11 protein-coding genes are annotated in these 11,909 nt (G+C 44.4%); 6 read left to right on the forward strand and 5 right to left on the reverse strand.

Going from position 1 to position 11,909, the window contains the following annotated elements:
* Nucleotides 1-78 precede the first annotated feature (78 nt).
* From tnpA to DKW60_RS07270, 6 genes are all read left to right on the forward strand, one after another.
* On the forward strand, nucleotides 79-396 hold the full coding sequence (gene tnpA, locus DKW60_RS23485; RefSeq protein ID WP_146203445.1) for an IS66 family insertion sequence element accessory protein TnpA: 318 nt from the start codon (nucleotides 79-81) through the stop codon (nucleotides 394-396).
* Between the two features lie 4 nt (nucleotides 397-400).
* Nucleotides 401-769 carry an IS66 family insertion sequence element accessory protein TnpB gene (gene tnpB / locus DKW60_RS07250; protein WP_181389614.1) on the forward strand — a complete coding sequence of 123 codons (369 nt, stop codon included), beginning with the start codon at nucleotides 401-403 and terminating at the stop codon, nucleotides 767-769.
* Nucleotides 769-2,355 carry an IS66 family transposase gene (gene tnpC, locus DKW60_RS07255; RefSeq protein ID WP_109836994.1) on the forward strand — a complete coding sequence of 529 codons (1,587 nt, stop codon included), beginning with the start codon at nucleotides 769-771 and terminating at the stop codon, nucleotides 2,353-2,355. Before tnpB ends, tnpC begins: the two co-directional genes overlap by 1 nt.
* A 283-nt stretch (nucleotides 2,356-2,638) precedes the next feature.
* Nucleotides 2,639-3,040 (forward strand): TerB family tellurite resistance protein, encoded by a 402-nt coding sequence (locus DKW60_RS07260; RefSeq protein WP_109836995.1) that lies wholly within the window; start codon nucleotides 2,639-2,641, stop codon nucleotides 3,038-3,040.
* A 281-nt stretch (nucleotides 3,041-3,321) separates the two neighbouring features.
* Entirely contained in the window at nucleotides 3,322-3,909 is a 588-nt protein-coding gene (locus DKW60_RS07265) for a hypothetical protein (RefSeq protein WP_146203447.1), read from the forward strand.
* A gap of 385 nt (nucleotides 3,910-4,294) precedes the next feature.
* Nucleotides 4,295-5,842: an ATP-binding protein gene (locus DKW60_RS07270; protein WP_109836997.1), complete on the forward strand. Its 1,548-nt coding sequence runs from the start codon at nucleotides 4,295-4,297 to the stop codon at nucleotides 5,840-5,842.
* Nucleotides 5,843-5,867: 25 nt separating this feature from the next.
* Here the strand turns inward: DKW60_RS07270 and DKW60_RS07275 are convergent, their stop codons facing one another.
* From DKW60_RS07275 to DKW60_RS07295, 5 genes are all read right to left on the reverse strand, one after another.
* Nucleotides 5,868-6,341 (reverse strand): DUF4143 domain-containing protein, encoded by a 474-nt coding sequence (locus DKW60_RS07275; RefSeq protein WP_109836998.1) that lies wholly within the window; start codon nucleotides 6,339-6,341, stop codon nucleotides 5,868-5,870.
* A 128-nt stretch (nucleotides 6,342-6,469) separates the two neighbouring features.
* Nucleotides 6,470-9,010 (reverse strand): DEAD/DEAH box helicase family protein, encoded by a 2,541-nt coding sequence (locus DKW60_RS07280; RefSeq protein WP_109836999.1) that lies wholly within the window; start codon nucleotides 9,008-9,010, stop codon nucleotides 6,470-6,472.
* Nucleotides 9,003-10,625 carry an Eco57I restriction-modification methylase domain-containing protein gene (locus tag DKW60_RS07285; RefSeq protein ID WP_109837000.1) on the reverse strand — a complete coding sequence of 541 codons (1,623 nt, stop codon included), beginning with the start codon at nucleotides 10,623-10,625 and terminating at the stop codon, nucleotides 9,003-9,005. The genes DKW60_RS07280 and DKW60_RS07285 overlap by 8 nt, the downstream gene beginning before the upstream one ends.
* Nucleotides 10,622-11,275 (reverse strand): N-6 DNA methylase, encoded by a 654-nt coding sequence (locus DKW60_RS07290; RefSeq protein WP_109837001.1) that lies wholly within the window; start codon nucleotides 11,273-11,275, stop codon nucleotides 10,622-10,624. The genes DKW60_RS07285 and DKW60_RS07290 overlap by 4 nt, the downstream gene beginning before the upstream one ends.
* Nucleotides 11,276-11,440: 165 nt before the next feature.
* Nucleotides 11,441-11,860 carry a hypothetical protein gene (locus DKW60_RS07295; RefSeq protein ID WP_109837002.1) on the reverse strand — a complete coding sequence of 140 codons (420 nt, stop codon included), beginning with the start codon at nucleotides 11,858-11,860 and terminating at the stop codon, nucleotides 11,441-11,443.
* Between the last annotated feature and the right edge of the window lie 49 nt (nucleotides 11,861-11,909).

Genomic DNA, 11,909 nt, shown 5'->3' on the forward strand with positions numbered 1-11,909 from the left:
GTAAGCGATCAAACCACCCCGTTCTAGCCATCAATCCTTTCTGATTTTACGCTGAGGTTTTTCTCACAGGAGCCTCACATGCGAACTTCTTATCAATCCTACAGTGCCGACCAGTGGCGGCAGATCATGGATCACTACCACCGCAGCGGCCTGAACCAAAAAACATTTTGCCAACAGGAAGGACTGGCCATGAGCACCTTCAGTAAATGGCGTAAACAACTAGGGTTGGTGAATAACCGGCCTGCCGTCGATACCCCTGCAGATTTCAGGCCATTGATGTCGTCTCCGCCGCTGACTGTGACAGCCGCCGACGAGCAACCCCGTGATCATGGTCACTGGGACATCGAACTCACGCTGGGTGCCGGGATCATCCTGCGTCTGCGAACCGGCGTGTAGGCTGATGATTTATCGTCCCGCTCAATGGTGGCTGTGTACCCGTCCCACCGACATGCGAAAGCAACATCAGGGGTTAATTGCGCTGGTCACCGGGTTCATGGGAATGAATCCACTCAGTGGTCATGGCTTTATTTTTATCAATGCCCGTCGCACCTTGTTGAAGTGCCTGTACTTTGAACCGGGCGGGTACTGTGTGTGGTATAAACGCCTGGAACAAGGTGAGTTTGCCCGACAGAACACCCGTGATCACGCAACCCATCTGGCCTTATCAAACACTGAGCTACACAGTTTGCTGGAAGGTTTGGATTTAACCATCAATAAACGACGAAAACGCTGGAATAACCCCGACCAAACGAAGGTGAATCAGGTATAATGATGGCTAACCTAACCACCTCTGTTTCCTTTGATAAACAAGGCTTTGTATTGAACGCGTCAGTCGATGAACTCACCGCAGAAAACACGGATTTACGCCGTGAAAACCAAGTGCTGCAACATCAGCTGGAGTGGTTCAAACGGCAGTTGTTTGGTGAAAAATCTGAGCAGCGTTTAATCGATGTGCCACCGGAGCAAGGGCAATTATTTGCAGCCGGATCCTCCGGGGCGTTACCCGCACCGGAAGCCACGGTGATACCGGCTCATCAGCGCCGCAAAAAACAACGGGCGCCAGATGATGTACTGGATAGTGGCTTGCGTTTTACCGAGGATGTGCCGGTCAGAGTCATTGACCGGACACCTGAAGCACTGAGGGGAGCGGGTGCAGAAGATTATGTCATTCTCAGTTATGACAGTACTTACCGCCTGGCCCAGCGGGTAGGCAGTTATGAAGTACTGGAATACCGCACACCCCGCTATAAACTGAACGGTGAAGCCTCCATACACCACGTACCGGCACCGGCTAATGTGCTGGAAAACAGCTGTGTAGATGTGAGTTTACTGGCTGGACTGCTGGTCGATAAGTTTGCCTACCACCTGCCGATTCACCGGCAACACCAGCGACTGAAAGATGCCGGCATTACCGTCTCCCGGTCCAGTCTGTTGAACTGGTGCGGGCGGGCGATTGAACTACTGGAACCAATTGTCTATACCCAATACCAGTCCATCCTGACATCCCGTGTATTGGGGATGGATGAAACACCCGTCAAGGCCGGTAAAGCCAAAACAAAAGGTAAGATGAAACAAGGTTACCTCTGGCCCATGGTTGGTGATCAGGATGAAGTGGTCTTCCACTTCAATCCGTCACGAGGGTCAAAGGTCATTCAGGAACAACTGGGCAAACAGTTTGATGGTGTATTGCTATGTGATGGTTATGTCGCCTATAAAACCTATGCGGAAAACAAAGACAATAACGTGACGCTGGCGAATTGCTGGTCACATAGTCGCCGCAAATTTGAAGCGGTGAAAACGATTGACCCGCTGGCCTGTGAGGAAGCACTGCAGTTGATTGGTGCGCTTTATCACAATGAAGCGCATATTCGTGATCATGAACTGGAAGGGCAAACAAAACTGGATTACCGCACCCAACATAGCGAACCGATTGTTAAGCAATTCTGGCAATGGTGCGAAGCACAACAGCAACGGCCAGACCTGTTCCCCAAACATCCGCTACAGAAGGCCTTAAATTATGTTCTGGAACGGATCGAACCGTTGCAGGTATTTTTATCCGACCCGGATGTTCCACTGGACACTAACCATGTGGAACGTGCATTACGGGGGATTCCGCTAGGCAGAAAGAACTGGATGTTCTGTTGGACAGAAATGGGCGCACGTCACGTGGGAATCATTCAAAGCCTGATCGTCACCTGTCGCCTGCATGGGGTGAACCCTTATCAATATCTGGTGGATGTCTTACAACGAATCGCTGTTCATCCGGCTAAGCAGGTTGAGGAATTGACGCCCCGACTGTGGAAAACACAGTTTGCGAATGCCCCAATGTTATCGGATGTGAGTCGGGAAAGATAGACGGGGTCGTTTGATCGCTTACTCCTCAACTTCAGGGGGGTTATCATCACTACTGCCACCACCACATGAAACCAGAAATGGTAGAGTGGATAACAACATTTTATTTATCATGTTCATATTAAGTTCCTATTTGTTGTTTATTCAGAATATGAAGAGGGTGTTGTTTAGACAACAACTAGCTTACATCATACACATCTATATAATTAAAATTGTCTATTTTTAAACCAGTAAAAACCTAAAACTATCGACATGGTTTTACTTATTCCATGTAAATAAAATACAAATGCCTTCAAAATTAAGAGCATGGTTCGATCACCTAGGAACCCTTGACCACCTCGATAAGCAAGACACGACATTGCAGCGCGCATTTGCAGTGGTGATTTATCACACCATTACGGCTGACGATATTGAAACTGCTAAAGAGAAGCAGCGCTTTGCATCCTTCTTTAAGCAAGACTTTGGTTTGAGTGATGAGCAGGTTAGTGCCCTTCACGATGAGGCTTCCCGTTTTGATGACGACTTTGAGATTTATCTAGATGTGCTGAAAGAGAAAATCGCGGTGTATCCTGAGATTGAACTAAAGCTGATGCAGGTGTTAAACCGCATGCTGACGAGCCATCCTTTTAGTGAGAAGGAATACGAAGTCTTCGAACGGATTAAGCTGGCGCTGTTTCCCAAGTCATAATCTTCGAAGCATCTGTAGATTATGACCCCAGGGGCACCTTCAGTATCAACTGTTAATAACATCGGAAGTTACCCACAACAGGTGTGGATAAGTATGTTAATAGTCGCCTCATAAGCCCCTTGAAGCTGACCACTGCTTGCTCAGTGGAATTTGCTTAAAATATAAGCAAACAAAAATATCCTTTTACATGCCTGATTCAAGTGACCTGTTATCGCCTGAATCTGTACAGAAATGATCGTAACAATCTACTATCAGATTTCTATTTGCTGCTTCTCTTTGCCATGAAATCGATACTTGCACTGCTAATCATCTCCCTATTCCACGCGTCAGCTCATGCTGGAATTTTCAAATGCACCGTTGGGGATCAGGTGACTTACCAATCGGTTCCTTGTAACGATAGCGACAAACAAACCACCTCAGAATCGATTGATATTCCCTTGCAGTCCGAGAACGATGACAGTGAAAGCTGTGACCTGACTTGCTCCACCGCTGCCATGACCTGCCGCTCCAAACTCACGTTCGGTAACTACAATAGTGATGGTGGCTTGGAAGTATGCGCGTTGCTGGAGAAATCCTGCAGTGCGGAATGTAACGAAGAAGACAACGCTAGCAAGCTCAAACAGCAATACACCAAAGCAAAAAGTGCTTACGCGGCCAAACTAAAACGCATTGCCAGCGATCAACAACAGATCCAGAAAAACAAACAACTCGCACTTAAAGCCGCTAAGAAAAAGGAAAAAGCACGCAAGGCCTGTATTCTAAAAGAATCCGCTAAAATCGAGAAAATATACCAGCCGATTGATCAGCTTGATGGTAGCCAGCGGCGTCGTTATAAAAGCGCTCTTGAAGAAGTGGCAGAAAACTGTTGATAAAGACTTTTTCTAAAATGACATTAGTGTCATTTTCCTGCCAGATTGATGTCAGAGTCACCCTGTATAGTCCAACTCATAGACACTTTAACAGTGATTGCTTCAGGCAAATGTTTCTCTCGGCGCAAAGCCAACATAGCCAACGCATGAACTGACTAGAGTCGCTCCTTCAGCCTCTGATGAGTCTCCTCCCCAAAACCATCAGAGGCTTTTTTATGTCTGCTAGAAAAGTAATTTAACGCTCAAAACTCATCCACTTAAATTGTAAATATGCGACTGCAATATTTTAGACTAAGTCGTAAAACTGCTATAAATCAGAGCCTAAGCAGATATGCGCTTTGAGTCATGCTAAAATGGAGCCATCAATCCGTCAGAAGCACACATAATGAATCAGCGGCAAAAGCTCCCCATCGGCATCCAAACCTTTAGCGAAATCCGGCTAAATAATAACTACTATGTTGATAAAACGCCTTTGGCACTTAAGCTCATCAATAACGGAAAACATTATTTCCTATCGCGACCGCGACGCTTTGGAAAAAGCTTGTTCTTAGACACACTTAAAGAACTATTCGAAGGGAATGAAGCGCTATTCCAAGGTTTAGACGCACACACAAAATGGGACTGGTCGGTCAAATACCCTGTCCTGCGTTTTAGCTTTGCCCGTAAAAATTACAATGATCCAGAAAGCTTATCTGAAACCCTAAACCAACAACTCACTCGCTTTGAACAAAACTTCGGTTTCAAACAGCAATTTGATGATGCAGGAAGCCGCTTTGCAGACTTAATTGATAACCTCTCTGCCGAAACCAAACTCCCTGTCGTGATACTAATCGACGAGTACGACAAACCAATTTTAGACGCGATTAACTCACCCGAGATTGCCAAAAAGAACCGTGACTTCTTGCGTGGCTTCTATAGCATCATTAAGGACTACGACGCCCAAATTCAATTTAGCTTTCTCACAGGCGTTAGTAAATTCTCAAAAGTCAGCTTATTTTCCGGACTGAACAACCTTAAAGACATCACCCTCGATGCTCGCTATTCGACCATCTGCGGCTATACAGATCACGACATTGATACCGTCTTTGCAGCAGAACTGGACGGCTTAGATCGCGACAAAATCAGAGAATGGTACAACGGCTATCACTGGCTAGGAGAAGGCGTTTATAACCCCTTCGATATTTTGCAGCTATTTGATGAGCGCGCCTTTAAAAACTTCTGGTTTGAAACTGGCACCCCAACCTTCTTAGTTGACTTAATACGGGAGCGCCAGATCAGTAGTCTTCAGTTGAATAACCTCAGCGGTGATGACGAGCTACTATCCAGTTTTGAAGTAGAAAACATCACACTAGAAACGTTAATGTTTCAAAGCGGCTACCTCACCATTAAAAGCGTGGAAAAGGTTGAAGGCAACGACTTCTATGAATTGGGTTACCCGAACTTAGAAGTTTACCAAAGCCTCAATAACAGCCTACTGAAACACTTAGTGCATGACGGCGGTGCTCAGGTGAGGCAACGCCTCCAACTATCGAAACTTCTTCGGGCAAACGACTTTGATGGACTAAAACTACTCTTCCAAAGCTTCTTCTCCAGCATTCCTTATCACTGGTACACCAAAAACGAAATCCAGAACTACGAAGGGTATTACGCCAGTATTTTTTATTCGTACTTTGCTGCACTGGGTTTGGACGTCACTGTTGAGGACTGTACTAATTTAGGCCGCATAGATATGACGCTTAAATTCAATGACCAGATCTATATCTTTGAATTTAAAGTGGTCGAGTTGGTGCCCGAAGGGAATGCACTACAGCAAATTAAAGACAAAGGGTATGCCGATAAATACCGCGCACTCAAGCAAACGATTCACTTAGTTGGGGTAGAGTTTAGTAAGGAGACGCGTAATGTGCTGAGCTTTGAGGTGGAGCAAGCTTAGCATTATAGTGGTTTGCCTAATCTAATTACTCCTGAGCATTCCCCGTAGCTAATAGCGACCCCAAGCGATTAACCAAATAAAACGGCAAGTTGATCAGCTTGAAATCCCGCTCTTTACCTGCGCTCTTCGCCACCAACTCATTCACCGACGGCTTGCCCGAACTAACCCGAACCGCCAAATCTGCCTGCTTTTTGATGACATAGGATTGCAGCGATTTGATTGTGCCAGTGCTACCTGCTTTCACCTCAACCGGAATAATAGTATTGCCGGAAACATACAGGAAATCTACTTCAGCCTGCCCCTGAGACTTTGGCGGATGCCAATAATACAACTCAGGATTCACGTATTCAGGCTTTGAGTAAAGCAACTGCTGACCCACAAACTGTTCAGCCAATGAGCCTCGGTTGGCCAACTCCAGGTTTGCATTCATCACCTCCTGAGCAGGAATACCCTGAGCGGATAACAACAAACCAACATCGATAAACAGGAACTTACTAATCCTGACACTCGTATTCGCACCAAAGAAACCAAAGGGTGGTTAAGATCAGACATAGCGGCAATTATGGAGCGAAATGGAAAAGTCTTCCGAGTAGTGCCTTTTTCTTAGCTTACAATGTTTTAAGACCCTTATTCTCTAGCTACTACTGTGTTATACAACCCGTAATTAGTCAGCCCTTCGTGGCTTTGTATTCCTGTATAATTCAGCGAAGCATCTTCGTAACGACGAAACGCAAACACAGCTTGGTTCATGTGTTCTGTATTGAATACTTTAAGGCGAACCAGCATATAAAAGTCCTGCACAGTCAGGCCAGTAACAGTCAAAAACAAATCTGGTTCAAGCTTTGTAATAACATCCTGCAGCGTGTTCTCACGAAAATCAGTAAGATACATAAACGCTGGAATGCGCGTTGCGAATTTGATTAGTTTTTCCTGAACAAGCTTTCTTTTGGATTTAAACTCTTTCTCTTCAGCAGTTAACTCTCTCTTTTCCTCACCTGATAAACCCTCGTTCTTACCCTTTTTATTGAGTTCTTTTATTTTTTCGCTCTTGTTAATGATTGTTTCGATGACATTATCACCTAGTGATCTCCACCCTTCGATGCGCTCTACAGCAGCCATAGCCTCAGGGCTATCCAATACACGACGCAATGTCTCATTATCTACATTTACTAATAAAGCACTTTCCCATTTACGGGCTAGCAAAGTAGCAGAAGTACCTGCCATGGCAATATCAAGAATACCACCAGCATCGATCTGCGTCATATTTGCTCCGTCATAGGCGAGCACAGGAAGAAATGACACCAGCTCCTTAACTGCATTTTCTGGATTTGACTCGTTGGGTGAGAGACCAATACCGTACTCTGATAGCTGCCTCAACGCCCGTGTCGGTGCAAAATCAAAAACAAAGCAAGCAGGTTTGAGTACTTCTTCTTCATTAGGGTTATCACCATTCGGGTTTTTAATTGACCAGGGTGATTGCACGCGAAACGCCGCTTGAAAATACGTTTCCGGTGATTTTAGATTACGAAGCATCAAAATAGATGCCCACTGCGATACAGTTACACCCGTAGTAAGCTTACCGCAAGATAGCGTGATTGTTTTGGTATCAAAGCCACTGCCAATCGCCTTACGAACTGGCGGTAGTGCTTCCAAGCCTATACCGGCTGATGCACCTGCAACAACTAACACTTTATAACCATGCCAAAAAGTATTTTGCTTCTCTTCAAGCAAGTTGGCCATGGCGTGGCATGAGGCTACATTAGGCATAAACCAGAATGCATGCTGCAGATAAGGAAGAAGCCGCACATCAGAGTAAGGAAATGGTGGCCGAGTGCCTGTTTTCAGGTGCTCGTGAGATTTCGGTGCATACCCCCCACGTATAATATCAAGCCATTTTTGTACATCATCTGAGTGTTTGAACTGTGCATCTGCACCAGATCCTGAGGCCTCAAAAAAAGCATTAAGATCAAATTCGTCGAATTCACCTGCACTGGCAATAGCGAGTAACTCATCAGGCATTTGATAAGTAAGTAGACGCATCTGAGGAAGTGCGCCATATGGGTTCCGATGATTAGGATACTTTACTGCAAAGGTTTCCTTGGCACGTTGTTCGTCAGTATATGTCCAGTTAAAAATTTGTTCCTCGATAAATTCCCCAGTGGCTAATGCTTTAAAAGGCGTGCCTGACAGGTACAAATAAGCCTTGGTCGTTATTGGAAGAAATTCGGTTTCTTCTTCCAGTGGCTCTTGCAAATCCGCAATTTTATCTTTTAATTTGTTACCATCATCGAGTTGCGCTTCACGCTTATCGATGGTTTCTTCCTCCCCTTCTTCAAATAACTCTTTTGCTGTTTCTCGCCAAGCCCCGAAATGATATTCATCAAATGCTACCAGATCCCATTTCACCTTGTGCAGCCATTCATTATTGGGTTTTATATTTCCACTTTTATCACGACCCAGAAGATCCTGAAAAGAACCGAAGTAAACTACTGGCTTTCTTTTATCGATATGCGTTGGGTCGCTGTCGGAGTTACGCGAAAGATATTGCCAACCATCAAAGTCTCTATGACTTTCCAAATCAGTTTGCCATGCATCCTCTACGGCAGGTTTAAAAGTAACTACCAGCACACGCTTGGCACCCATTTTTTTGGCCAATTGATAAGTTGTAAATGTTTTACCAAAGCGCATTTTTGCATTCCACAAAAATCGTGGCACCGCATGCATGTCTTCTTTCCATAAGGAGTGATAGTAGGCATGGGTTTTGTTAACAGCCTCTTGCTGCTCGCGGCGCATCGAGAAAGTTTCATGATGAGAACCTGTGACTTTTTGGCCGCTACGTAGCTCTGTTAATACGGTTTTTACATCCTTAACCCTGCAACGCATCCATTCCAATTCAGTATTTTCAAAGCCTTTTTTAATCAGTGCAGCACGCACTTCATGATCACTAAAGATACTTCCATCATCGCGCTCAGCGGAGTCATCCAATTCAATTTTGTAATTACGAATTGCGGCGGTTCTTAGCTGTTCAGCAACACGTTGCTGAACATTACGCGTGGTTTGTCCAACCTTGAGCAAACCGTTATGTGCAATATCATCAATTGAATAAGCATAGATGCGTGGCCTAACTTCAGGCTTTACTGAGAGAATCTCTTCAATAGACTTACTCATCGTTTACTTCCATCGGACGTATTACCGCTTCAATATAATCGACTTCTTCGTGTGTCAGTTTATATTTTTTGTAAAGCTCCTCGTCTGACCATCTCTTGCTCCACTTCTGCTTCGGCACGAAGGTATATACGCTTTGAGTCGCATGCTGGGTAATTTTTCTTAGCGAAACCAGAAATCTAAAAAACTTTGTTGCATAGTAAGACTGAGCACTTGCTGCTTCCTGTTGAGAGCTAAAAGGGCCTAATACCAGATACGTAAGCGTGCATACTGAAGGCGGCCCCGCCACAATTGGTTTTCCTAGAACGATACTCGGTATCCTCTGCCCTCCATCAGAAGCCGCCTCTGGAACAAAGACCTTCCAAACATCAATTAGGTGTCGATTCTTTGTCGCTTTTTTTGAGTCTACCCAAACTGAAATTCTTTTTTGTCCCTGATTCATAAACAACCTAATATCACCAACTGAAGGTGATTCGCGAAATTCCTTGAATTTTGAGCCAAGGGCTGGGCCATAAGGATCACGAGGTGATACAAGTTCACTAAATGACTCCTCACTATACGCTAATACTTTTTTGAGTATATCTACGGCCCTTGGGTCCCGTATAAAAACATCAAACTCATTTAAGCTGCGTTTCGTTGGCCCAAAAGTAGTTTCACCGCGAATCATTGAGACAGACGCCGGACCTTTGTGTGAGGCAGACCATAGGAAATAACAAATACCTCCCTTTACTTCCACACCTGGAAATACTTCACTTGAAACTGGGTAGTCAACAAGAGCAGAAAGGCGACTGTCATTTAGCATTACTTCTCTGAACTGACCAAGTGCTCCAGTACTTTTACCTCCAGCCATCCACCTGGATGGGATAACCATACTAAGATAGCGCGGCTCAAGCGCCTTTGCCTGCTCAACAAATTTATTATAAATTGGGGCTACATTCTGACCGGATGAATCCATTTCAAGCTGGTATGGCGGATTTCCAATAATGACATCGAATTGCATCGTCTCTCCAAAAAGCTCAGCTAAACGAGCCTTGATATTGTTAGTGTGAATAAACGCATATGCGTGGGTCTCACGCTCATCACCACGATCCAGTACAGTTTTTCCTGCCCCGCAAAATACGCACTTATTACCATCCCACGTATGCTGTGTACGCTCAAACCAAATATTACCCGAATCATTATCAAAACCTTTCACGATGGAGTGTTCCCCATTGGCATGTTTTGAACAATAGAGGCTTCGCCTTGCCAGTAAACTAGTTAATTTTGTAATGCCAATGCCGTACACTTGCTTCGTTAATATATGATTGACCCGCTCTTCAAGCTCAGGAATTTCTTTTTCCAAACCTTCTGTCAAACGACTGGTGATTTCACGTAAAAATACACCCGACTTGGTGAACGGGTCGAGAAACTTGATTTTTTTGTCTGCCCAGATATTCGCCCCCTCGTTATCAGCCGCCCACGCTTCTGCTAATGCATCTAGCATGCGATTAGCAAAGTCTGGAGGAGTAAACACTTCATCGCTAGAAAGGTTAGCAATGCAGGTAAGGACATCAGGGTTACGGCCACGTAATGAAAAGCTGGCTCTTCTGCTTGTATCCTCGCTTGTCAAAAAACTCATGATCTAACCTCCAGTAAATCACTCTTCTGGGCTGCCAATTGATTAATTGTCATTGGCAAGTAAGTTTTGATCGGTTGGAAAATTTCGTGCTTCCCCAAATGAGCAAACAGTGAATCTTCCGCACTAAAAGCCGAAGAACCAGTAAGCACGTCGAAGCGAAAATCACGCCGCTGATATTTACCTTTACCCAAATAACCCCATTCCGCAAATGTGATTGGCTGATCACTCAAGTTACGCATCGTTAGCGCATCACCGTGCAGCAAGTTTTGTGATAGCACATAGAAAGCGGCGTGGTAGATATCACTCGAGCTGTCAACTTGAAGATACTCGGTAAACACCTCAAGCATATTTGCTCGACACTCTGCAATATTGTCATCGAGCAGTTCAATACCATAAATGCACATCACAGACAGAAGCGCGTAATGGCGTTTTTCAAATTCCAAATTTCCAAACTTAAGTTCAACCGCAGCCAATTTTCGGAGAAGTATTTGAAGCAGAAAATTGCCACTACCACAGGCAGGTTCTAAAAAACGAGAATCGATACGGTCTGTTTCACCCTTGACGAGATCTAGCATTGTTTCAACCATCCAAGATGGAGTAAATACTTCTCCATGGTCTGCTACTCGTTTTTTTGATTTGACTAGACTCATATATACATATTTTCTTGGTTATAGTTTGATGGAAGTGATCGCGGCTAAGGATCAAATCACCAGCGACAATTGAGCGTAACTGATTTGCCGTATAAGTGTGGCACTATCTCAGTCAGTTATAGATCATTATCTACTTCAAACTGATTCGCCAAATGAGGAACTCTCCTAACTAAACTCATCCTGATACAGCTCCTTATTTCGATTATCAATAGTTTTGGATTTAGTAATTATCCCGCCCTCTATATAAATATGCATCTCACACTCATAGACTGAACCGAACTCCATATGAACATAATGCATCATATTACCTTGGGGAACCCTAAGAACTCCTGTAAACCAGTCAGCAAAAATTGGCGTTTTATCTGCTAACTGAAAGTTTCCATCTAAGTTGATGAGGTAGAATTTATTTTCTTTGATTTCCCATGTGCCTACGTATTGTCGCCAACAGTCAGTCGAGAAAGAGATGTAGCCATCATCATCTTTCGATTCAATTACTCTTGAATCATTTTCTGGTAATGGAGGGCAGAAAGCCATTGAGGTTTCTTGACCATCTATGATGAGAACTTCATGTACTTGTGCAGTCATATTTTCTTTCCGATACAGGGGTATGCCTCAAAGAAGACTATATTCAGTA

Origin of the sequence: Leucothrix pacifica, assembly GCF_003172875.1 — a bacterium.
GTDB classification, from domain to species: domain Bacteria; phylum Pseudomonadota; class Gammaproteobacteria; order Thiotrichales; family Thiotrichaceae; genus Leucothrix; species Leucothrix pacifica.